The organism is Holophagales bacterium (genome assembly GCA_016699405.1).
Lineage (GTDB): Bacteria > Acidobacteriota > Thermoanaerobaculia > Multivoradales > JAGPDF01 > JAAYLR01.
Window position 1 is genome coordinate 2,836,434 of sequence record CP064972.1, and the last position, 21,871, is coordinate 2,858,304.

At 69.1% G+C, this 21,871-nt stretch carries 20 protein-coding genes; 8 read left to right on the forward strand and 12 right to left on the reverse strand.

Features of this window, described 5'->3' with window-relative positions:
• Positions 1-37: 37 nt before the first annotated feature.
• From IPJ17_11720 to IPJ17_11750, 7 genes are all read right to left on the reverse strand, one after another.
• The gene (locus IPJ17_11720; protein QQR72194.1) at positions 38-235 is read right to left on the reverse strand and encodes a hypothetical protein; all 198 of its coding nucleotides are present in this window, start codon (positions 233-235) and stop codon (positions 38-40) included.
• The gene (locus IPJ17_11725) at positions 232-1,449 is read right to left on the reverse strand and encodes a sodium ion-translocating decarboxylase subunit beta (protein QQR72195.1); all 1,218 of its coding nucleotides are present in this window, start codon (positions 1,447-1,449) and stop codon (positions 232-234) included. The genes IPJ17_11720 and IPJ17_11725 overlap by 4 nt, the downstream gene beginning before the upstream one ends.
• Before the next feature lie 162 nt (positions 1,450-1,611).
• Positions 1,612-2,007, reverse strand: a complete 396-nt coding sequence (locus IPJ17_11730) for an acetyl-CoA carboxylase biotin carboxyl carrier protein subunit (protein ID QQR72196.1) — start codon at positions 2,005-2,007, stop codon at positions 1,612-1,614.
• A gap of 24 nt (positions 2,008-2,031) precedes the next feature.
• A complete protein-coding gene (locus IPJ17_11735) occupies positions 2,032-2,382 on the reverse strand; it encodes a hypothetical protein (protein QQR72197.1) in 351 nt (116 codons plus the stop codon).
• Positions 2,383-2,393: 11 nt separating this feature from the next.
• A complete protein-coding gene (locus IPJ17_11740; protein ID QQR72198.1) occupies positions 2,394-3,944 on the reverse strand; it encodes an acyl-CoA carboxylase subunit beta in 1,551 nt (516 codons plus the stop codon).
• Positions 3,945-4,079: 135 nt separating this feature from the next.
• On the reverse strand, positions 4,080-5,882 hold the full coding sequence (locus IPJ17_11745; protein QQR72199.1) for a thioredoxin family protein: 1,803 nt from the start codon (positions 5,880-5,882) through the stop codon (positions 4,080-4,082).
• 26 nt (positions 5,883-5,908) lie between these two features.
• Complete coding sequence (locus IPJ17_11750; GenBank protein ID QQR72200.1) at positions 5,909-6,697, reverse strand: thioredoxin family protein; 789 nt, start codon at positions 6,695-6,697, stop codon at positions 5,909-5,911.
• A gap of 212 nt (positions 6,698-6,909) precedes the next feature.
• Here IPJ17_11750 and IPJ17_11755 point away from each other — a divergent pair, with 212 nt between their 5' ends.
• Both IPJ17_11755 and IPJ17_11760 read left to right on the forward strand, forming a co-directional pair.
• Positions 6,910-8,091: a pyridoxal phosphate-dependent aminotransferase gene (locus IPJ17_11755; protein QQR72201.1), complete on the forward strand. Its 1,182-nt coding sequence runs from the start codon at positions 6,910-6,912 to the stop codon at positions 8,089-8,091.
• Between the two features lie 72 nt (positions 8,092-8,163).
• Positions 8,164-9,306 (forward strand): site-2 protease family protein, encoded by a 1,143-nt coding sequence (locus IPJ17_11760; protein QQR72202.1) that lies wholly within the window; start codon positions 8,164-8,166, stop codon positions 9,304-9,306.
• A 50-nt stretch (positions 9,307-9,356) separates the two neighbouring features.
• Here the strand turns inward: IPJ17_11760 and IPJ17_11765 are convergent, their stop codons facing one another.
• On the reverse strand, positions 9,357-9,827 hold the full coding sequence (locus IPJ17_11765) for an Rrf2 family transcriptional regulator (protein ID QQR72203.1): 471 nt from the start codon (positions 9,825-9,827) through the stop codon (positions 9,357-9,359).
• 149 nt (positions 9,828-9,976) lie between these two features.
• Here IPJ17_11765 and IPJ17_11770 point away from each other — a divergent pair, with 149 nt between their 5' ends.
• From IPJ17_11770 to IPJ17_11780, 3 genes are all read left to right on the forward strand, one after another.
• Positions 9,977-11,377 carry a 4Fe-4S binding protein gene (locus tag IPJ17_11770; protein ID QQR72204.1) on the forward strand — a complete coding sequence of 467 codons (1,401 nt, stop codon included), beginning with the start codon at positions 9,977-9,979 and terminating at the stop codon, positions 11,375-11,377.
• The gene (locus IPJ17_11775) at positions 11,374-12,795 is read left to right on the forward strand and encodes a 2-oxoacid:acceptor oxidoreductase family protein (protein ID QQR72205.1); all 1,422 of its coding nucleotides are present in this window, start codon (positions 11,374-11,376) and stop codon (positions 12,793-12,795) included. Before IPJ17_11770 ends, IPJ17_11775 begins: the two co-directional genes overlap by 4 nt.
• A gap of 119 nt (positions 12,796-12,914) precedes the next feature.
• Positions 12,915-14,726, forward strand: coding sequence for an AMP-binding protein (locus IPJ17_11780; GenBank protein ID QQR72206.1), 1,812 nt, complete (start codon positions 12,915-12,917; stop codon positions 14,724-14,726).
• A 31-nt stretch (positions 14,727-14,757) separates the two neighbouring features.
• On the opposite strand, the gene IPJ17_11785 is transcribed toward IPJ17_11780, so the two are convergent.
• Positions 14,758-16,044 (reverse strand): cation:proton antiporter, encoded by a 1,287-nt coding sequence (locus IPJ17_11785; GenBank protein QQR72207.1) that lies wholly within the window; start codon positions 16,042-16,044, stop codon positions 14,758-14,760.
• Positions 16,045-16,128: 84 nt separating this feature from the next.
• Between IPJ17_11785 and IPJ17_11790 the strand changes: the two genes are divergently transcribed.
• From IPJ17_11790 to IPJ17_11800, 3 genes are all read left to right on the forward strand, one after another.
• Entirely contained in the window at positions 16,129-16,548 is a 420-nt protein-coding gene (locus IPJ17_11790) for a cytochrome c (protein ID QQR72208.1), read from the forward strand.
• A gap of 71 nt (positions 16,549-16,619) precedes the next feature.
• Entirely contained in the window at positions 16,620-17,108 is a 489-nt protein-coding gene (locus tag IPJ17_11795) for an Rrf2 family transcriptional regulator (protein QQR72209.1), read from the forward strand.
• Between the two features lie 22 nt (positions 17,109-17,130).
• Positions 17,131-18,369 carry a hypothetical protein gene (locus tag IPJ17_11800; GenBank protein QQR72210.1) on the forward strand — a complete coding sequence of 413 codons (1,239 nt, stop codon included), beginning with the start codon at positions 17,131-17,133 and terminating at the stop codon, positions 18,367-18,369.
• Between the two features lie 15 nt (positions 18,370-18,384).
• On the opposite strand, the gene IPJ17_11805 is transcribed toward IPJ17_11800, so the two are convergent.
• From IPJ17_11805 to IPJ17_11815, 3 genes are all read right to left on the reverse strand, one after another.
• On the reverse strand, positions 18,385-19,752 hold the full coding sequence (locus IPJ17_11805; protein ID QQR72211.1) for a glycosyltransferase: 1,368 nt from the start codon (positions 19,750-19,752) through the stop codon (positions 18,385-18,387).
• 150 nt (positions 19,753-19,902) lie between these two features.
• Positions 19,903-21,321 carry a hypothetical protein gene (locus IPJ17_11810; protein QQR72212.1) on the reverse strand — a complete coding sequence of 473 codons (1,419 nt, stop codon included), beginning with the start codon at positions 21,319-21,321 and terminating at the stop codon, positions 19,903-19,905.
• Positions 21,318-21,821: a hypothetical protein gene (locus IPJ17_11815; GenBank protein ID QQR72213.1), complete on the reverse strand. Its 504-nt coding sequence runs from the start codon at positions 21,819-21,821 to the stop codon at positions 21,318-21,320. Before IPJ17_11815 ends, IPJ17_11810 begins: the two co-directional genes overlap by 4 nt.
• Between the last annotated feature and the right edge of the window lie 50 nt (positions 21,822-21,871).

Consider the following 21,871-nt stretch of genomic DNA (forward strand, 5'->3'; position numbering starts at 1 on the left):
TGCCGGAGCGCGGGAGGCGCGCCGAGCGTCGCGACCGCTAGGAGGGGTCGCGACGCGTCCGTGTCCCGAGGGTGATGACGAACAGGCCGGCGAAGGCGAGCAGGATCCCGGCGGTGCGGACCCACGGCGGCCACGGCGCGGGCGCCAGGTCCGCACCGAGCCGCGCCACCAGCACGCCGCCGAACGCCAGCGCCGTGCCGCCGACCCAGGTGCCGCGCCGCGAGCGGGGGATCACTGGAAGAAGGGCACCAGCGTGATGTAGATCCCGGCGATGATCGCGGTGGTGATCACGCCACAGATGTTGGCACCGAGCGCCTCCGGGAGGATCAGCACGTCGGGTGCCTCGTCCCAGACCGACTTCTGGGCCACCTTCGCCGTCGTCGGCACGCAGCTCACGGCGGCGATGCCGATCACCGGGTTGTAGCGCCCGCGCTTGAACAGCAGCATCAGGTAGCCGCCGGCGATCCCGCCGATGCCGGAGAGCAGCAGCGAAAGGATGCCCAGCAACAGGAGCAGCAACACCTGCGGGTTGAGGATGGTGTTGGCCTCGCAGAGGACGCCGAGCAGCAAGCCGAGAAAGAAGGTCGAGCCGTAGAGGATCGGACCGCCGATGATGTCGACGAAGTGCTTGAGCCCGGCCTCCTTGACCGCGACGCCGACGAAGAGCGAGAGGAAGAGCGGCGCGGCGACGGGGAAGAGCAGGCAGAGGACGCTGCAGGAGACGATGGAGAATGCCAGCTTTTCGCCCGAGGTGATGTCGACGGTCTTCTTCGGCGGAGCCGGCTTGAGCGCGCGCAACCGGCGTGGCACGAGCAGCTTGATCAGGTACGGATAACCGCCGTAGGTGAGCCCGAGGTAGAGGTAGGCCACGACGGTGATCGGCACGAAGAGGTGCTTCGAGAGGGTCAGCGAGGTGTAGAGGACCATCGGACCGTCCGCACCGCCGACCATGGCAATCGACGCGGCCTCTCCGGGCTTGAGCCCGAGAGCCATGGCGATGGGGAAGGTGGCGATGGTCCCGAGCTCGGCGCAGAGCGCCAGGAACATGCTTTCGAACGGCCTCGCCAGCACGTAGCTGACGTCGAGCAGCACGCCGATGCCCATGAAGACGAGACAGGCGATCAGGCCGTTGCTGAAGGTGAAGGTGTAGATCGGCTGCAGCCAGTCGATCTGCAGGATGTTCATCAGCTGCGCCGGCTCGCTGAGGATCGGGTCGACGAAGAGCGTCCCCTGGACCCCCGGTGCGAGGAAGAGCACACCGGCGTTGACGGCGCTCATGCCGAAGCCCATCGGGATCATCAGCAGCGGATCGAGAATCTCGCGCTTGCCGAGGTAGACGAGCAGCATGCCGAGGAGGATCAGGGCGATCCGCGCCACGATCACCGCGGGACGCGAGGCGACGAGGGTCTGGATGCCCTGGAAGAGACTCAGCAGGAGGTCGAAGCTCACGAGCCCTCCTTCCGGGTCAACTGAACGGTGAGGTAGATCGCCTTGATCAGCACGGCGACGAAGAGCGAGAGCGCCGCCGCGATGCCGTAGACGAGCAGAGCCAGCAGAACCGCGGATTTCATCGGGTGGTCCGTCCGGAGCGGTCGGGAGGTCGCGGTGCGGTCAGGCGAAGCTCAGCAACGGCTGGCCTTCGCGCACCGAGTCCCCGACGGCGACGAGCACGGCCGACACGCGCCCCTTGCCGGGTGCGGCGATCGAGGTCTTCATCTTCATCGTCTCGAGCACGAACACGAGCTGGTTCTCGTCGACGACGTCGCCGGGCTTGCAGCGGACTTCCAGCACGGTGCCGGCGACGGGCGACGCGAGCGCTCCCGCCTGGGCCGGTGGCGCGAGAGCCGGCGAGGCGGCCGCGGGGGTCAGCGGGGTGTAGGCGGCGCCGGGCGAGACGAAGGACTGTGGCGTCGGCAGCGCTTCCGGAGCGCCGACGCCGTCGGCGGGGTCGAGAATCTCGACGTCCACCTCGTAGGCGACGTCGTTGACGGTGATCTTGAGCTTCATGATGAGTTCTCCGGGCCCGGATCGTCAGGGCTTCGGCGCGTGAGTGGGGACGACGTGCGAGCCTTGCAGGACGGCTCGGCCGGTGACCGACCAGGGACTGGAGGGCAGGTCGGCGGCCGGCAACCGGCGCACACGGCGGATGCGAGAGCGCCCGACCGCGGCGGTAGCCGCCGCGGCGAGGAGGACGACGAGATGCTCCGGCAGGCCGGACGAGGAATCCGAGGCCGGGGTCGAAGCGACACGGGGGGTCCTGGCCCCCTGCGGCTGGAGCCGCAGGGCGTAGACCACGGCGACCGCCAGCAGCGTCAGCACGAGCCCGACGGCGGTGAACGCCACGAGCGCGAAGCCCGGTCCGAGAAGGGCGTTGAGGTTCATGGCGCGCCCTCCTACATCGGGATCAGGCCGTGCTTCTTGTGCGGCCGCAGCTCGCGCTTCGAACGCAGGACCTCGAGGGCGCTCGCCAGGTAGAGCCGCGTCTCGGCCGGCTCGATGATCTCGTCGATCATGCCGCGTCCGGCGGCCACCCGCGGATCGGAAAACTGGGTGCGGTACTCGGCGACACGACGCTCGAGCTCGGCGCGTGGGTCGTCGGCCTGTTCGATCTCACGCCGGTTGAGCACGCGCACCGCGCCTTCGGCGCCCATCACGGCGATCTCGGCCGTCGGCCAGGCGCAGGCGCGGTCGGCTCCCATCGCCTTGGCGCACATCGCCAGGTAGGCGCCGCCGTAGGCCTTGCGGACGACCACCGTCATCTTCGGCACTGTCGCCGCCGCGTAGGCGAAGAGCATCTTCGCCCCGTGGCGGATGATCCCGCCGAGCTCCTGGCGGATGCCCGGCAGGAACCCGGGGACGTCGACGAAGGTCACCAGCGGCAGATTGAAGGCGTTGCAGAAGCGGATGAAGCGCGAAGCCTTGTCGGAGGCGTCGATGTCGAGGGCGCCGGCGCGCACCATCGGCTGGTTGGCGACGATGCCGACGCTGCGACCCATCAGCCGCCCCAGGCCGATGACGAGATTCGACGCGTAGTCTGCCTGGATCTCGAGGAAGTCGCCGCGGTCGACGGCACGGAGGATCACCTGCCGCATGTCGTACGGCTCGCGCGGATCGTCCGGGACCACCGACTCGAAGCCCGGGTCGGCGACGATCATCTCGTTGTGCTGCTCGCGCAGGAACGGCGCATCCTCGGTGTTGTTGCTTGGCAGGAACGAGAGGAGGCGTCGCGCCAGCGCCACCGCCGCCGCGTCGTCTTCGGCGACGAAATGGACGACCCCGGAGACGCGCGAATGGGTGTCGACTCCGCCGAGCTCGTCGGCGGTGGTCTCTTCGCCGGTGACCTCCTTGATGACCGAAGGGCCGGTGATGTAGAGCTGGCCGCGTCGCTCGACCTGGATGATGAAGTCGGTGAGCGCCGGCGAATAGGCGGCTCCACCGGCACAGGGACCGGCGACGATCGAGATCTGCGGCACGACGCCGGAGAGCAGGACGTTCCGATAGAAGACATGGCCGTAGCCGTCGAGCGCGTCGACTCCCTCCTGGATGCGCGCGCCCGCCCCGTCGTTGACGAAGAGGAACGGATCGCCGGTCTTGAGGGCGGCGTCCATCACCTCGCAGATTTTGCGGGCGCCGGCCTCGCCGATCGAGCCGCCGGCGACGGTGAAGTCCTGGCTCGCCGCGTAGAGCGGGCGGCCATCGGTGAGACCGAGGCCGGTGACCACCCCTTCGCCCGGCAGCTCTCTGCCGGCGAGATCCGGGTGGTTCGAGCGGTGGCGGACATAGAGGTTCCACTCCTGGAAGGAGTTGGGGTCGAAGAGCATGGCGAGCCGCTCGCGGGCGGTGAGCTTGCCCGCGGCATGCTGTTTCTCGATGCGGTCGCGCCCGCCGCCGAGATAAAGGCGGGAGCGCTCCTCGCGAAGTTGGAGGATCGTCTCGTGGTTCATGGGCTCCAAGGCGGTGAAGCGGAAGGTGGGCAGCTCGGTGGCCGCCGCACGTTTCCAGGGTAGCAGGCACCTTGCGGTGTCGCCCCGCGCGATCGGGTGGGAGCGCGCCCCGATCGCAGCTCAGCGAAATTTCGCCTAGCGTGCGGCGGCCGACGACGCGAGGACCGACACCACGCTCTCGCGGCTCAGCAGCTCGCCGAAGACATGCGGCGGCTGCCCGGGTCGGTAGAGCAGGTAGAACGGGATGCCGTAGCGGCCGTGCTCGGCGAGGAAGGCGCCGATCGCCGCGTCACGGTTGGTCCAGTCGGCCTTCATCGCGACGACGTCGTGGCGTGCGAAGGCGTCGGCGACCTCGGCGGTACCGAGGACGACGCGCTCGTTCACCTTGCAGGTGAGGCACCAGTCGGCGGTCACGTCGACGAACACCAGCCGTCCGGCGGCCGCCAGCTTCTCGGCCTCGGCGCGATCGAACTTCTTCCAGGCGATGCGGCCACCGGCAGCGCTTGCTCCGGTTTCGACCGCCGTGCGCGAGGCGGGCGTGGCCGTCGCGGCGAGCGCGATCGTCGACAGGCAGGCGGCGAGCATGCCGACGGCGGCGAGCCGCCGGCCGAGCGAGCCGGCGCGCGTGCGCGAGTGCAGCCAGGCTGCGAGCCCGAGGGCGAGCAGCACCAGCTCGACGGCGAGAACCCGCTCCGGCGAGATCTGTGCGGCCAGGACGTAGAGCAGCCAGACGGCGGCGCCGGCGAGCAGGAATCCCATGAAGCCCTTGAGCGTGTCCATCCAGACACCGGGCTTCGGCAGGAAGCGGGCGGTCCCGGGTGCCACGGCAAGCAAGAGATAGGGTGCTGCCATTCCCAGTCCGACCGCCGTGAAGATGGCGAGCACGCCGCCCGCCGGCTGCGCCAGGGCGAACGACACCGCCGTGCCGAGGAACGGGGCGGAGCAAGGCGTCGCCATCAGGGTCGCGAAGAGCCCCGAGACGAAATGCCCCGCCGGTCCCTCTCCTCCGCCGGCTTCGCCGAGCCGAGCGAGGCGCTGTGGCAAGGGGACTTCGAAGAGCCCCCAGAGGTTGAGCGAGAAGAGCGCCACCACGGCGACGAGGAAGGCGACGAAGCCCGGTTCCTGGAACTGCACCCCCCAGCCCACGGCGCTGCCGGCGGCCCGCGCAGCGATCGCGGCGAGAGCCAGGGCCCAGAAGGAGGCCAGGATGCCGAGCGCCGTGGCCAGTCCGCCGGCGGCGACCTCGCGCCGTCCGGCGCTCGCGCTGCGCACCAGACCGAAGAGCTTGAGCGAGAGCACCGGCAACACGCACGGCATCGCGTTGAGGATCAGCCCGCCGAGCAGCGCGGCGAAGAGCATCCCCGCGAGTCCGACCTTCGGCACGGCGACCGCCGGGGTCTCGCCGCCCGGCGAGATCGGCTGGCTGGAGGAGAAGGCCGGATCCGTCGCTCCTCCTTCGCCGATCCGCAGGGTCAACGACGCCTCGGCCTCGAGCGGTTGGATGCAGGTGCGGTCGTCGCAGGCCTGGTACTCGAGCGTCGCGGTCACGGGGATCTCTCCCGCCGCATCCGCCGGCACGACGAGCTCGGCAAGGATTCGCGCCTCGCCCTCGTAGACGGCGATCGGCTGCTCGACGAAGCCGGCCTTCCAGAGCTTCGGCTCCGGGTAGCTCACCGTCGGCGCGGACCATCCGGCGGGCAGACGAACCGTAAGCACGGTCGGAATCAGATAGTCGAACGTCGGGCGGTTCGACTGGACGTGCCAGCCGTGCTCGATCGTCACTCGGGCCACGATGCGCGCGGTCTCGCCGGGCCGATAGGCGGTGCGTTGCGCCGCCAGCCGGAGGCTCGCTTTGGGTGTGGGGGCGGCGCTGACGGGAGCGACCAGAACGAGGCCGAGCAGGCCTCCGAGCAACGAGCGGCGCGTGCGATCGAACATGGCTGAACCTCGGGAAGCAAGGCGGGCTAGACGCAGTGTGGGCGGCCGTCCAGGCGCAGGAGGCGCAACAGATTCCGCGCCTTCGTCGTGTCGGCGCTCTCCGGGTAGTCGCGCAGGAAGCTCTCCAGGACGGACTTGGCGGCCGCACACGCGCCACGATCCTGTTCGAGGTAGAAGCGGAGCAGATCGATGCGTTCGAGCAGCTCGCGGTCCGACCCTGCGGTCGCTTCCTTCCTCGCGTCGCCGAGCTCGCGGTCGGCGGCGGCGAAATCGCCAGCCAGCCTCAGCGCGTCGGCGAGCATGTAGCGCGTCCACCGTCGGGCCGACTCCGGCGGATCGGCGGCGAGCAGCTCGCGATAGAGGAGCGCTGCCCGGCGGCCGTCGCCGCGCTCGTGGAACTCGCCGACCAGCTTCTGGAACAGCTCGCGATCGGAGCGGAACGAGCCCGCCTCGAAGGCGGAGACCAGTCCGCGCCAGGTCTCGACTTCCCGCTCGATCCGCTCGACGAGCGCATCGGCCGTGAGGTATCCCTCGATGGCGCCGACCCGCGCCTGGTGAGAGTCGAGCACGAGGATCGTCGGCAGGTTCGGTGCGTTGAAGCGGTCGCGAAACGCGCTTCCTTCGCCGCCGTCCTCGACGTCGACACGCAGCAGCACGAAGCGCGACGAGAGCTCGCGGAAGCGAGCGGTCGAGAAGACCTGCTCGTCCATCGTGTGGCACCAGGAGCACCAGTCGGCAAAGAGATCGACGATCACCAGCTTGCCGCTCTTCTCGGCGAGCTCGAAGGCCGGAGCGATCTGGCGAACCCAGCTCACGGGCGCCGTCGGAGCGGGCGTCGGAGCCGGCGCCGATTGCGCCGTGGCCGGGGTCGGCGACGCGGCGACGCCGGGCGACGCCGAAGCGGACAAGGCAAGCGCGGCGAGCAGATTGCGGAGGGTGCGGCGGACTCGTGGATGCATCGCGCCGAAGGTCTCGAGAGGTGCGCCGCGACACGGCGCGTTCGGCGCGCGATGATAGCATTTCGGCGATGCGGCTTACCGCAAGAGCGATGCGTCTCGGCGAGTCGGCGACGATGCGCGTGGCGCGCCGGGCTGCCGAGCTGCGCGCCCAGGGACACGACATCGTCGACTTCGGACCGGGTGAGCCCGACTTTCCGTCGCCACCTTCGGCAGTGGAGGAGGCCGCCGCTGCGCTCGCCGCCGGGTTCACCCGCTACACCGCGGCGGACGGAATTCCCGAGCTGCGCCGCGCTCTCGCCGAGCGCTATCACGCCCAGCACGGGGCGCCCTGGGATCTCGATCAGGTCGTCGTCACCGCCGGCGCCAAGCAGGCGCTCTTCGAGCTCGCCCTGGCGCTGTTCGACGACGAGCACGACGTGGTGCTCAACACGCCCTGCTGGGTGAGCTTCCCCGAGCAGGTCCGCTTCGCCGGGTCCCGCGTCGTCTCGGTACCGCTCGACGGAGGGGATGGCTTTCGGATTCACGCCGGGCCGATCCTCGCGGCGCTCGGCGAGCGCACGCGGGCGGTGATCCTCAATTCGCCGGGCAATCCGACCGGTGGCATCGTCACGGGCGACGAACTGCGCCGCATCGTCGAGGGTTGTGCCTCTCGTGGCGTGGTGGTGATCGCCGACGAGACCTACGAGCGCTTCGTGTATCACGCCGATGGGCATGCGAGCGCGGCGCGGCTCGCCGCCGAGTTCCCGGAGACCGTGGTGGTGGTCGGCTCGTTCTCGAAGAGCTACGCGATGACCGGATGGCGTCTCGGCTATTGCCTGGCGCCACGGCCGATCGCCAAGGCCGTCGTGCGTATCCAGAGCCACGCGTCGTCGAACCCGAACTCCTTCGCCATGCGAGGAGCTCTGGCGGCGCTCGAGCACGGCGAGCCGCACGTCGCGGCGATGATCGCCGAGTATCGCGGACGTCGCGACCTGGTGGCCGAGCGGCTCTGCGCCCTTCCCGGCGTACGCTGCACTCCTCCCGACGGGGCGTTCCTGGTCTTCCCGGACGTCTCGGCGATCTACGGCGAGGGTCTGTGCGGCTCGGCGGCGTTCGCCGAGCGCCTGCTCGAGGAGGAGGGCGTCGCGGTCGTGCCCGGCGAGGCGTTCGGCGACGACCGTCACATTCGCATTTCGTACGCCTGCTCGCGCGAGCGGCTGGCGACCGGCCTGACGCGGCTGGCCGAGTTCGTCACCTCCCGCGCCCGATGATGAGTCCCCGCCGCCTGCGGCTCGCACGGCGGGTCGTGGGGGCTCTCGACCTCCCCGGAAGGAGATCCCGCCTTGGCGAATGAACCGTTGTCGAACCGAGCAGGGCGCCGCGACGGCGCAGATCCTGCCTCGGCCTGGGCCCTGCGGATCGGGACCGCGCTGGGAATCCCGATCCGTCTGCACTTCACCTTCCTGCTGATCCTGGTCTGGTTCGGCGTGCGGTCGATGCAACAGGGAGAGACGTTCCTCTCCGGCCTTGCCTTCGCCGCCATGCTGTTCGGCTGCGTCCTGCTCCACGAGCTCGGGCATGCCGCGGTGGCGCGAATCTACGGCGTGAAGACGCGCGAGATCGTGCTCTATCCGATCGGCGGCGTGGCGCGGATGGAGAGCATGCCGTCGGGCAAGGCCGAGCTGCTCATCGCCGTAGCTGGCCCCGCAGTCAACCTCGCTCTGGCTGGAATGCTCTTCGGCGTGATGATCTCCATGCAGATCGCCATGCCGGCGAGCGCGGCGGAGATGCTGTCGGGCAGCTCGGTGGTCGTCGAGCTGTGGATCCTCAACCTCGTCCTCTGCTTCTTCAATCTCGTCCCGGCCTTCCCGATGGACGGCGGTCGTATCCTGCGGGCGACGCTCACCCTCTTCATGCCGGAGGAGAAGTCGACGGCGATCGCCGCGCTCGTCGGGCAGGGCTTTGCCATCCTCTTTGGCGCGATCGGCCTGTTTTCCGGCAACTTCATGCTGCTGTTCGTCGCCTTCTTCGTCTTCCTGGGAGCCGCGCAGGAGGCGGCGTTTCACCGGAGTCGCGCGGCCGTCGCCGGACTGACGGCGCGCGACGCGATGGTGACGCGTTTCGAAGTCCTCGCGCCGCAGGATTCCCTCGGCCGCGCCGCCGAGCTGCTGTTGGCGACGCACCAGCACGACTTTCCGGTGGTCGACGCCTGGGGTCGCGTCGCCGGGATCCTCTCGCGCGGCGGTCTCCTCGAGGCCTTGGCGCGCGCTGGGCGCGAGTCGGCGGTGCTCGACGTGATGGAGCGCGAGGTGGTCGCCGTGCCGCCGGACGCGCCGCTCGAGGAGGTGCTCAAGCTCCTCCAGTCGCGCCCGTCCGGTCCGATCCTCGTCTTCGAGGAGGGGCGGTTGCTCGGCATGGTGACGTTCGAGAATCTCGCCGAGCTCATCGAGATCTCGCGCCGTCTCCACACGCCGCGTCCCTCCTAGGCGTGCCTCGCTCGCGGCGCTCCGGTGAAGTCCGGACCGCCCGCTCCGCCTCAGGCCTCGGGAATCGCCGGCGGCGGCGTCTTCGGCCGTTCGCGCCGGCTCGGAAAGCCGATGGCCGTGGGGTGACTCTTGAGATCCTCGAGCGACGTCGTCCGCAGTCGGTGGAGGAACGAGTTCAGCGAGTGCTTCCAGGTGTGGTGGAGCGGGCAGGCCGTCTCGTCCGAGCAGACCTTCTGACCGAGGACGCAGAGCCGCCGCGCGCCGAGCTTGTCGAACGGCTCGACGATCTCGAAGAGCGAAAGGCGCTCGGGATTGCGCGCCAGACGAAAGCCGCCGTTGCGGCCACGCTGGCTCTCGAGCACGCCCTCTCCGGCGAGGGTCTGCAGGATCTTGGCGAGGAACGGGAACGGGATGTCGAGGTCGGCGGCGATCTGCCGCGCGAGCACCCACGGGGCGCGGTCCTCGCGCTGACCAAGGTAGGCAAGGGCACGGATGGCGTACTCCGAGCTACGTGAGAGCATGGCAGGATCCTCCTGCGGTCATCCTACCCTAAACCTAAAAAAAGAAATTTATATCCGTTTATCGGATTAGTGGTATCCTCTTTTCGCACAGGCGGGCCCACCGCCGCAGAGCCTCTCGTCCCGGCGGAGCCCGAAAGGAGGCGGAACCGATGTCCCAACTCGCAGAACGTCCCAAGCCGTTCGTCTTCCCTGAGTACTGCAAGGGATGCGGACGCTGCATCGACGTTTGCTCGAAGCACTGCATTTCGCTCGGCAGCGAAATCAACCCGCAAACCGGCCTGATCCCGATCGTCCTCGACCTCGAGGCGTGCAACGGGTGCGGCCTCTGCATCACCGCCTGTCCGGAGCCGTTCGGGCTCCAGGCGCAGGCGCCCGGCGAAGACTACGAGCTGCAGGACCCCGCGGCGCTCTTCGGTGCACGACACCACGAGGCGCCGCAACCGGTCGACCTGCCGGCCGAATGGGTGCCCGTGCCGGAGGTCGCCCCGCTGGTGGTCAAGGGCAACTACGCGGCGGCGATCGGCGCCCTTCTCGCCGGTTGCCGGCACGTCTATGGCTACCCGATCACGCCGTCGACGGAAGGCGCCGAGCTGATGGCCAAGCTCCTGCCCAAGCTCGACGGCGTCTTCCTGCAGGCGGTTTCGGAAGTGGCGACCGTGAACATCATGTACGGCTGCGGCGGTGCCGGGCTTCCCTGCCTGACCTTCACCTCGTCGCCGGGCTTCAGCCTGATGCTCGAAGGCATCTCCTACATGATCGGTGCGGAGGTCCCGGGGGTCTTCGTCAACGTCATGCGCGGCGGTCCGGGCCTCGGCAACATCGCGCCGGAGCAGTCGGACATCAAGCTCGCCTGCCGCGGGCTCGGCCACGGCAACACCCACGCCATCACGCTCGCCCCGGCGACGCCGCAGGAGATGCTCGACCTGTCGATGCTCGCCTTCGAGCTCTCGTTCAAGTACCGCAACCCGGTGGTCATCGCGAGCGACGGCTATCTCGGTCAGATGACCGGGCGGGTGAATCTGCCGAAGAAGATGGTGCGTCCGGGGCTCCCGGCCTGGGCGGTGTACGGGGACAAGATGCACCGCGGCAACCTCATCTGCTCGATCTACCTCTCGGAAGCCGAGCTCGAAGAGCACAACCGTCACCTGATCGACAAGTACGCTCGGATCACCGCCGCCGAACAGCGGGCCGACCTCTTCCACTGCGGCGACGCCGAGACCCTGGTCATCGCCTGCACGACGCCCGCCCAGATGGCCAAGGGTGCGGTGCAGGAGCTGCGGCAGATGGGGATCAAGGCGGGGCTCTTCCGTCCGATCACCCTCTGGCCGTTCCCCATCCAGCACCTGCTGCCGCTGCTCAAGCGCGTCGAGCGGATCGTCGTCGTCGAGGCGAGTCACGGTCAGCTCGAGGACGAGCTGCGCCTTGCCCTCTCCAACGCCGGTGTCTTCCGGCCGCCGCTGATCGAGCACGTGCGCCACTACGGCGGCATGCTCCCGTCCCAGTCCGAGATCGTCCACCAGGTGCTCGCCGCTGAAGAGGTGGCCTCATGACCACGAGCGTCTTCTACGACCGCTTCGAGCGCCATGCCCATGCCCAAGGGCTGAAGGCGCATTCGACCCACTACTGCCCGGGCTGCGGCCACGGGCTGGCCCACAAGTTCCTTGCCGAGGCGATCGACGAGCTGGGAATCCAGGATCGCACGATCGCCGTCTCACCCGTCGGCTGCTCGGTCTTCCTCTACTACTACTTCGACGTCGGCAACTCCCAGGCGGCGCACGGCCGTGCTCCGGCGGTAGCGATCGGCCACAAGACGGCCAACCCCGAGTCGATCGTCATCTCCTACCAGGGCGATGGTGACCTCGCCTCGATCGGCCTCGCCGAGATCGTCTCGACCGCGCAGCTCGGCATCCCCATCTCGGTGATCTTCATCAACAACGCCATCTACGGCATGACCGGCGGCCAGATGGCGCCGACGACGCTGATGGGTCAGAAGAGCTCGACTTCGCCTTACGGCCGCCAGCCGCTGATGGGGCAGCCGATGCGCATGGCCGAGCTGATCGCCGGCCTCGAAGGCCCGGTCTACGTCGAGCGCGTCGCGCTGTACGACGCCAAGCAGCGCACCAAGGCGAAGAAGGCGATCAAGAAGGCCCTCGAGTGCCAGGTCCAGGGCAAGGGATTCTCGTTCGTCGAGGTTCTCGCCGAGTGCCCGACGCACCTCGGAATGGACCCGCAGGCGACGGAGAAGTGGGTCGAGAGCGAGATGACGAAGGTCTTTCCGCTCGGCCTGAAGAAGGACGTGACCGACGCGAAGTTCCCCGAGATGCCCACGCCGAGCTTCGACGCTGACCGCTTCCTGCAGGCGGTGGGCGGCTCGGCCGAGGAGATCGTCCGCCATGCCGAGGGCTTCCCGTCCCATCTCGCCAAGAGCGACGTGGCGCTCAAGCTCGCCGGTTCTGGGGGCGACGGAGCGCAGACGGCGGCGATGCTGCTCTGCCGCGCGGCGATCAACGAAGGGTTCGACTCCACCCACATCCCGAGCTACGGACCCGAGTCGCGGGGCGGCACCTCCTACGCCGACGTGCACGTGGCCGAGCGCGAAGTGCTCTCGCCGGCGGCGCCGAAGCCCCACGTGCTCGTCGCCTTCAATGCACCGAGTCTCGCCAAGTTCGGTCCCACGGTGCAGCCGGGCGGCGTGGTGATCTACGACAGCTCGGTGATCCACGAGGTCCCCGCCTTGCCGGACCGGGTCGTCACCTACGGCGTGCCGTTCACCCAGATCGCTGCCGATCTCGGTCGCACGGTGGTCAAGAACGTGGTGGCCCTCGGAGCGCTTCAGGAGGCGACGAAGCTCTTCCCCAAGGAGACCTTCCTCACCGCGATCCGCCAGGCGCTCAAGGAGAAGTGCGCGATGATCCCCCTCAACGAAGAGGCCTTCGCCTGGGGCGCGCGAGCGGTCCGCGGCAACTGAGCTCGAACCCGGGAGCGGCGGAGGCGATCACGATCGCCTCCGCCGTGCTGTTTCTGACGGAACTGTGACGCTCGGCCGCCCGACGGGGCGGTACCCTGAGGGGGATGTCAGGGTCTGAGGTGCCGTCCCACCTGTCGCTTTCCCGCTTCCCGCAGCGGACGCTGACCGCGCTCCTCGCCGCCTCGGCGACCCGCTGGAGCGAGCGCCGATTCCTGCGCTTCCTCGACCCTCGAGCGGGGATCCGCGAGGTGACCTTCGGGCAGCTGGGGCTCGCTTCTCTCCGCGCGGCGAAGGTGCTGGCCGCACAGGGCGTCGGGGCGGGCTCGCGCGTCCTCCTGCTGGCGGAGAACTCGCCCGAGTGGATGGCGATCTCCTTCGGCGCCCAATTGCGACGAGCCGAGCCGGCGGCCCTCTTCGCCAGCCTCTCGGCGGAACCCGCAGCGGCGATCGCTCGACGCGTTCGCCCGACGGTCGTGTTCGTCTCGTCCGCTGCCCAGTGGGCCAAGTTGGTGTCTGCCGTCCCCGAGCTCGTGCGGTGCGGTCTCACCGCCGTCATCGCCGGTGAGCCTCTTCCGTCCGCGACCTTGCCGCGAGAGGTGGGCGTCCTCTCGCTGGAGGAGGCGACCGTCGCGGCGTCCGGGGGGGCGAGTTTCGACGAGCTCGGCGCTGCCGCGGCGGCGGTCGGCGAGGAAGACCCGTTCCTTCTTCTTTTCACCAGCGGCACGACCGGTCGCCCGAAGGGCGTGCGCCTGCCGCAGCGGGCGATCGTCCGGGCGCTCGAAGCGGGAGCGAGCTCGGTCGGGATCTCCGCCGCCGACGTCGGTCTGCACTTCTTGCCGTTCGGCCACGTCGCGGGCCATGACCAGTTCAATCTGGCGCTCGCCCAGGGGCACCAGTTGGTGATGACCGCTCGCCGGGACGACCTGGACGCCGCGCTGGCGCTGAGCCCGACGTACCTCTTTTCCGTGCCGTTGGTCTACGACCGGATTCGCGAAGGCGCCATGCGCAAGTTGGGCGCGCTTCCCGGGCCGCTCGCCGCGCTGGTCGAAGCAGCTCTCGCTGCGGCGGAACGGATGCGGGTCGACGGTTCGCGTCGCTGGCGCGATCGCGGGCTCGCGGTCGTCTCCGACCTCCTGATCGGGCGAGCGGTGCGGCGCCGGCTCGGTGGTGCGGTGCGGGCGGTCTATTCGGGGGGGGCTCCCGCCACGATCGAGCTGCTCCGGTTCTTCGAAGGGCTCGCTCTGCCCTTCATCGAGCTTTACGGCATGAGCGAAACGGCCGGGATGATCTCGGCCAATCCGATCTCGGAGCCGCGTCGGCCAGGTGCCGTCGGGTTGATCTCGCCGGATCATGAAGCGCGCCTGGCGCCGGACGGCGAGCTTCAGCTCCGCGGCCCGTTGCTGCTCTCGAGCTACCTCGACGCGGAGGACGACCAGGAGGCCTGGACGGCTGATGGCTTCTTCCGTACCGGCGATCTTGCCCGCGCCGACCGCGACGGCTACCTCTACGTCGAGGGTCGGAGGCGCAATCTGCTCGTGCTCTCGACTGGCAAGAAGCTCTCGCCCGAACCGGTCGAACAGGCGATCGGCGGGGTTCCGCCGTTTCATGCCGCGATGCTCCTCGGTGAAGGGCGTCCCTATGTCGCCGCCGCGGTGTTCGTCGAGCGCGGCGAGCTCGCGCGGCTCGAGGCGAGCGGAGAAGATGCTGCAACCGCGCTGTTGCCGCGCGTCCGGGCTGCACTTTCGGCGTTCAGCGAGTACGAGGTTCCCAAGCGGCTTCTCGTCGTTCCCGGAGCGCCCGACGACTATCCGGCGATGCTGACGCCGAGCTTCAAGCTCCGGCGGGAGGCGGTGGTGGCTTGGCTCGGCGAGTCGATCGCAGTCCTCTACGGCGAGGAGTCGCACCTTTCCCCGCGGATGGGGCTCGGGTAGCCGTCGCGTCGCCTCGCGCGCCGCGGGATTCCTAGTCGTCGACGAGCGGGCCCGGTGCGGCGGCAGGTCGTTCGAGCGCGGCTTCGCCGAGGGCGCGCTTGCCGAAGGCGAGGTTGAAGACCGGCAGCGCCATGAGTGTGGTGGCGATCGCCATGACGACCATGATCGAGAAGAGCGTCGGGGTGATGACGCCCCGCTCGAGGCCGATGTTGAGAATGATCAGCTCCATCAGGCCGCGGGCGTTCATCAGGGCGCCGATGCCGACCGCCTCGCGTGGCGGCTCGCCGTTCCAGCGCGCGGCGAGGTAGCAGGCGACCCCCTTGCCCAGGCAGGCAGCGAGCAGCACGAGGAGGGCGAAGAACCAGAGAATCGGCGTGTCGACGAGGCCGATGCGGGTGTTGAGCCCGGAGTAGACGAAGAACAGCGGCAGCAGGAGATTCACCGTCAGCGGCTGGATCTGCTTCTCGAGCCGTTCGGCGATCTCCCCCCGCGGCATCGAGGCGCCGAGGACGAAGGCCCCGAAGACGGCGTAGATGCCCACCTTGTCGGTGTACCAGGCGGCCAGCATCAACAGGGTCAGCGCTCCGGGGAGAGCGACGCGCTCGTAGGCGTCGTTGCGGACGATCCAGCCGCCGGCGCGAGCGAGGAGCGGCCGCAGGACCGCGAAGGCGACGACGGCGAAGGCGATGCCGCCGCCGATGGCCCAGAAGGCGATCTGCGGCTGGTCTTTGAAGCTGGCCAGCACGACGGCGAGGATGCACCACGCGGCAGCGTCGTCGGCCGAGCCGGCGGCGAGTGCCAGCGTTCCCATCGACGTGCCCGAGAGTCCGCGCTCGTAGATGATGCGCGCCAGCATCGGGAAGGCGGTGATCGACATGGCGGCGCCCATGAAGAGCGCGGCTTCGCCGATCGACACCTTCGCGGCGAAGAGCCCGAGCTGGCCGTGAAAGGCCCAGGCGATTCCCGCACCGAGCGTGAACGGGGTGAGGATGCCGGCCCAGGAGACGAGCATCGCGCTGCGCGCCCGGCGGCGCAGCAGCGAGACGTCGAAGTCGAGGCCGACGAGGAACATGTAGAGCACCAGCCCGAGCTGCGCGACCGCATAGAGGATCGGCATCGTCGCCTTGGGGAACAGCGTCGCCTGCAGGTCCGGCGCGAGCCAGCCGAGGAGCGACGGGCCGATGAGGACGCCGGCGATCATCTCGCCGACGACCTGCGGCTGACCAAGGTAGCGGGCGAGATAGCCGACGAGGCGACACGCGGTGAGAATCGCCGCCAGCGCGAGGAAGAAGAGGATCGAGAGCTCGAAGGGAGTCACGGCGCGCGATTGTAGCAACGCGCGCGCTCGCGGCCTGGCGGAATCGTCGATGCAGCGCGCTAGACTCGACTGGTGAGATCGGGAGTGCCTTGCCGTGCGTTGCTGTGCGTCTTCGTGGGCTGCCTGCCGTGGGTCGGGTGCGGCGGGTCCCACGACCGTCCCTCGGACGGCGGACCGGCTCCGACGGCGCACGTCGAGATCGCTCCGGCGGTTTCTGCGCAGGAACAACGAGGACGAAAGCTCTTCCGGGCGTACTGCATCTCCTGCCATTCGGTCGATGGTCGGGGTCTGCAGAGTCTCGGCATCGACCTCACCACCAGCCGTTTCGTCGCGCGGCAATCGGACGCTGCGCTCGGGGCCTTCTTGCGCCGCGGTCGGGCGCCCGACGACCCGGACAACCGCACCGGTCGTCAGATGCCGGGGATCGAGGTGCTGCCGGAGATCGGGGAGGCGGAGGTCCAGGCGTTGGTGGCTCACCTGCGGGCGATCCACCGGCCCGGTTGAATCCGATCGCGCTTCGTCCGGGCGTGCTAATTCTGGACAAGCAGGTCGCGAACTCCTAACATCGTCCCGCCATGATCAGCCAGACCACCGGCTACGCGATCTCCGCCCTGGCCTATCTCGCCGGCGCGGGTGAACGCTCGGTGCTCGTGCGGGAGATCGCCGAAGCACTGGATCAGCCGACGCCGTATCTCGCCAAGATCGTCAACGCCCTGTCGCGACGCCGGATCGTCGTCACGCAACGTGGCATCGGCGGAGGCGTCGCGCTCGCCCAGGCGTCGGCGAGCCTCTCGCTCTGGGACATCTGCAAGGCGCTCGACGATCCGGCGGTCGAGGCGCGCTGCCTGCTCGCCCTCGAAGGCTGCTCGGACGAGCGGGCCTGCCCGGCACACCAGTTCTGGAAGTCGCACCGCGAGGCGATCTGGAGCTTCCTGCGCGAGACCACGCTGGCTGACATGGCTGCCTTCGAAGCACTGTGCGGGAGGGCGCCTGCAGCCTTGCACCCGACGCTTTCGAGCGCCAGCGGGGCGATGCGCTCCGCGGCTCGCCACACTCGCCATTGACACGGACCGATCCGGAATCGTGATGATCGCTGAGCTTCGCAATAATCCTGCTCTCGTCAAGCTCGACCTCTACTGCAAGGGGCTGCGACTCGATGAGTCCTGCTTCATCGAAGAGGACGGCGGCCGCAAGATCCTCCGCACCCGCGCCGGTCTCGGCAGCGGCCTCGAACTGATCCTCCCCGGCGGACTCTGGACCAACGCTCCGGTGACCGAGCCGTTCGCCCAGCATTCGCCGTACACGCTCCACAAGGCGCAGGGCCGATACCAGTTGCGCTGGAACGGCGAGGCGGTGCACGACGTCGACCTGTCACCGCGTCCGGCGTGGTACGACCGTCAGACGTCGACCGGCAAGGCGATGACGCGCATCGGTACCTTGCAGGGGACCTATCTCGGAATCTATCCGGCGAAAGTCTGCGAGTACTGGACCGAGAAGCCGGTCAAGGTCAACTGCAAGTTCTGCTCCGTCGGGCTGAACCTCGGCGTCGACGACGCCGACGAGAAGTCGGTCGGCGAAGTGCTCGAGGTGGTCCGCGCGGCGCGTGCCGAGTCCGGCATCACCTACGTCGACTTCAATACCGGTCACTACGAAGGGGACACCTACCTCGACATCCTCGAGCCCTACATCCGGCGGATCAAGGACGAGCTCGGGCTGCTGATCGGCGTCCAGACGCCGCCGCATCGCGACCTGTCGCGCTACGACCGGCTGCGCGAGATGGGCGTCAACCGGGTGTCGTTCTGCTTCGAGATCTTCGATCGCCAGATGTTCGCCGACGTCTGCCCCGGTAAGCATGCCGAGTACGGTCTGGACTACTACCTCGAGGCCATCCGCTATTGCGCGACGCTGGTATCGAAGGGCCCACGCCACGAGCCGTGGGTCACCAACGGCGAGATCATCGCCGGCCTGGAGCCGCCGGAATCGTCGATTCGGGCGATCGACTGGATCACCTCGGTCGGTGCGATCCCGACGGTTTGCGTCTTCCGGCCGCTCGTCGGCACCGACATGGCGGACACGGCGCCCCCGGAAACCGAGGCGATGATCCCGGTCTTCCGCCGGCTCTACGAAGCGTGCATGGAGAAGGGACTGCCGATCGGCGTGGCCCCGAACATCCACGTCAGCCTGGTGATGCTGCCGGAGGAGTGCCGGGCGTTCTCGACACGGCGCTTCCGTTTCCAGACCCTCAAGCTCAAGGCGATGGCGAAGGTATTCGGCCGGATCTTCGAACGTCGACTGGCGGGCCGGATGGCGACCCGGGCCGCCTGACCCGGCGGGAACGTCTCAGCGACGCCCGTTGAGGCGTCGCCAGAGAGCGATGAGGGGTGCCGAGGACGGCCCCAGCGACTCGCCGACCGGCGCGAGGAGCGACCGATGCCATGTCCGATGGCGGTTCGGCGTCGCGGTCTTCCTGGTCGCCATGGCGTCCGGGGCGCGTGACGGGTTGCGCATCCACGTGCGCAGGGGAAGCGCGGACGCGGCGAGCGAGAGCGACTCGCGTACGTGCGTGCGGGCACGCTCGGCGCGGCGTCGAAGCTCGGCCGGCCGCCGGGCGGCCCAGAGGAGCTGCTGTCGCAGCCCGGCGACGTCACCGGCCTCGAACGTCAGGCCGAGCTCTTCGGCTTCGAGCAGGTCGCCGAGGGTTCCGACACGGTTGTAGAGCACCGGCAGACCGAATCCCATCCACTGCACGACGCGGTTCTTGCTCCCCAGCCAGCCTTCGTAGATCGGGCGCTCGGCGAGGATGCCCAGGTCGGCCTCGGCCCAGTAGTCAGGGACCCGGGCAGCACGGACCCATCCTTCGAGGTGGAAGCGACTCCGCATCGCAGAGCGCTCGACCAGCGAGCGGAAGTCGCGGTAGGTCGTCTCGTCCTGTCCGTGGATCTCGCCGCCGGTGGAGACGAAGTGGATCGAAGGATCCTCCTGCATCGCCGACTCGATGCCGGAGAAGAGCGTCTGCACGTCGCTCCAGACGTTGTAGCTGCCGCTCCAGATCGCGAGAAAGGCATCGGCGGGCACCTGCGTTCCGCGCAGTGCCGGGAGGGCGGGGTGTGGGTCGGGGAAGGGCACCTGGGCGCACGGAATGACTTCCGTGAACTCGTAGCCGCAGGTCTCGGCCGACAGGCGTCCGGTGGTGCCGAGCTCGCCGATCGCCGCGAATCGTTGGTGCTCCGACACCACCGAGAGCTTGTCGCAGCGGGCGAGGACCGGTTGGACGAGCTGCCAGAAGTAGGGCAGGACGCGATTGTTGCCGTCGAGTGCCGCCTTCGCCTGGGCTTCCGCCATGACATGGCCGAACTGGTCGGCCCAGAACGGCTGTCGTGGCTTGGCGCGGGCCAGAGCATAGGAGCCGTAGATCGTGGCGCCGACGACGGCGTCCGGCTCCCATCGGGAGATCTCGTGGGAGACGCGGTTGGAACGCAGAAGCTCGGACTCCGACACCCGGATCACGCGAACGCCGTCGATCTCCTCCTCGGAGGGACCTTCGCCAGCAAGGTAGCCGTCGGAGATCCGCATGGCGAGCAGCCGGACCTCATGCCCGTCGTGCGCCAGGCTGCGTGCGAGCTGCCAGGAGCGGAGCCCGGGACCGTGGCTCTTGAGCGTGTTCTCGACCGGGAGCGGGCAGAGACCGCAGACGAGCGCGCGGGTCATGCGTTCCCCTCGTGCACACCCCGAGGTGCGGCCGGATGGCAGGGGAAGAGGGGAGTGCTCAACGAAAGGATCAGAACCAGTCTCCGTCGCGGGAGCCTAAGGATACCGCCAAGATGCGGGAAAGTCGTACGACCCGATTCTGCCGAGCCCCTACTCGCCCGTCGGTCCGTCGACCGTGTTGCCCGCGAGGGCTGTCGCCCCGACGGCCAGGCTGGCCGGGAGGATCTGGAGGAGGAGGCGGTCGAGCGACGAAGCGACGTGCCACTCGAGCGGATAGGGGGTCGCGGCGTAGATCGGCAGCCACGAGGCGGCCACGGCAACCAGGAGGCCGATTCCGAAGGCGCAACAGGGACGACGTCCGGCACCGAGAAGGAGACCGAGGATCACGGCAGCGGCGGGGACCCACCAGACCAGGGACCACCACGACGAGGAGGTGGGAGCAAGTAGTCGGATCGCGAGCTCGCGCGCGGGAAGCCACCAGCGGTGCGGGTCGGTGATGCGAGATGTCCAGCTTCCCTGAAGGTAGGTCTCGAGCCCGGATCCCGGCGACCAGAGGAGCTTGAACAGCAGCGTCGCGGCGAGACCCGGCAGGGCTCCCGCCAGGAGCTGGATCGCCAGCTTCTGGTTCACCGCCGGCGCACGGCGCCGTGACCCACGGTCCACCAGGAAGAACCCGGCGGCGGCGATCACCGCCATCGGCAGCCCTTCGTTCTTGGTCCAGGCGAGCAGGCCGAGAGCGACGCCGCTGAGCGCTGGCGGGAGCCGCACGCCGTTCCAGCCGGGGAGCTGAGAAGCGAGGCCGACCGACGCCCCGAGGAAGAGGACGGCCATCGGAATGTCGGCCACCTGCGCGGTAGCCCAAATGACAGCGAGCGGTGTGACGAAGACCCAGGCGGTGGTGAGCGCCGCCACTTCGGGAGCGGTGACGGCCTCGACACACAGGAAGAGGAGCAACAACAGACTGGCGGACCAAGTCGCCGCGACGAGTCGAGGAGCGTCCCCCGCATCCTCGCCAGCGGCCAGTCGCAGTCCAGCGACCGTTGCCGGCAGGCCCAGGGGGTAGTTCGGGTGCGAGCTCCGGTCGACGCCGGCGAGGAGCTGGGGAAAACGATCCCAGCCGCGATCGAGCATGTCGGCCCGCACATTCCAGATCGCCACCGCGTCCCAACTGCCGGAGGGATCGTGCTCGGTGAGCGCGGCGAACCCGCGCGCGCCATCGGTGACGGTCAACGCCAGAGCGGCCCACGCCATCCAGCGCAACGGCGCGGGGAGTCGCCTCGGCCACCCGGGGCGCGTCACCTCGGCGAAAGCTGCAGGGCGACGACTCCCGCCGACAGCGACGAGGAGCGCCGCGAAGGCTGCCAAGGCCGAGGGTGACGGTCGCGCCAGTCCGGCGCAGCGCCAGGCGAAGACCGTGAGCGAGAGGGTGCCGAAGCCGATCGCCGGGGACCAGGCGGCGATCCACAGAAGACGCCGTCGGGGATCGAGCGGCGTGTCGGCCAGCAGTGCCCGGGCAAGAGCGAAGCCGACGCCGAGAGTGCCGGCCAGAGCAAGCGTCGTGGCGCTCACGGGGCGGAGACCTGCGGCATGAGGAGAAGGACGCGACTCGCGGTCGGCCCCCGGTCCAGTGTGATCCCGGCCTGTTTCGCCGCCAGCAGCCGCTGCTCGACGAGGTGCGTCCGCACCGTCTCGTCTCCGATGTCGACGAGAAGCGGGGTGGCGGGTTCGGCGGTGGCGTCGAAGTGGGCCGTGAAGCGTCGCTCGACGACCCGGGGCGAAAGCGCTCGCTGGGCGCAGAACATCGCTTCGGTCGAAGCCTCCGGTGTCCGGTCGGTGACCAGGACGGCGCGCGCGGTGAGCGGGAGGACCGCCGCGAAGGCCGCGAAGTCCGACTCGGTGCTGCACATCGCCGGTCGCACGAGCTCGGACCGCAACTCCGGCCAGAAGCGAGGGGCGCGCGCGGCGCCGAGCGCAAGCGTCAGCGCCGCCCAGCCCGCGAGGGCGATCGGCGCACCACGCCGGTCCCAGATTCGACGGGCCCGCGCCAGCAAGCCTGAGCTCTCGGTCATTGCCACGGATCCTATTACCGAAGACGAGCCTCCCGTTCGCCGTGCTAGGC

Bases quoted from the DNA above. Each gene is read 5' to 3' on its own strand.
- IPJ17_11800 (QQR72210.1), top strand. From the start codon at position 17,131: ATGATCGCTGAGCTTCGCAATAATCCTGCTCTCGTCAAGCTCGACCTC.
- IPJ17_11805 (QQR72211.1), bottom strand. From the start codon at position 19,752: ATGACCCGCGCGCTCGTCTGCGGTCTCTGCCCGCTCCCGGTCGAGAAC.
- IPJ17_11755 (QQR72201.1), top strand. From the start codon at position 6,910: ATGCGGCTTACCGCAAGAGCGATGCGTCTCGGCGAGTCGGCGACGATG.
- IPJ17_11815 (QQR72213.1), bottom strand. From the start codon at position 21,821: ATGACCGAGAGCTCAGGCTTGCTGGCGCGGGCCCGTCGAATCTGGGAC.
- IPJ17_11765 (QQR72203.1), bottom strand. From the start codon at position 9,827: ATGCTCTCACGTAGCTCGGAGTACGCCATCCGTGCCCTTGCCTACCTT.
- IPJ17_11730 (QQR72196.1), bottom strand. From the start codon at position 2,007: ATGAAGCTCAAGATCACCGTCAACGACGTCGCCTACGAGGTGGACGTC.
- IPJ17_11740 (QQR72198.1), bottom strand. From the start codon at position 3,944: ATGAACCACGAGACGATCCTCCAACTTCGCGAGGAGCGCTCCCGCCTT.
- IPJ17_11775 (QQR72205.1), top strand. From the start codon at position 11,374: ATGACCACGAGCGTCTTCTACGACCGCTTCGAGCGCCATGCCCATGCC.
- IPJ17_11735 (QQR72197.1), bottom strand. From the start codon at position 2,382: ATGAACCTCAACGCCCTTCTCGGACCGGGCTTCGCGCTCGTGGCGTTC.
- IPJ17_11745 (QQR72199.1), bottom strand. From the start codon at position 5,882: ATGTTCGATCGCACGCGCCGCTCGTTGCTCGGAGGCCTGCTCGGCCTC.
- IPJ17_11770 (QQR72204.1), top strand. From the start codon at position 9,977: ATGTCCCAACTCGCAGAACGTCCCAAGCCGTTCGTCTTCCCTGAGTAC.
- IPJ17_11795 (QQR72209.1), top strand. From the start codon at position 16,620: ATGATCAGCCAGACCACCGGCTACGCGATCTCCGCCCTGGCCTATCTC.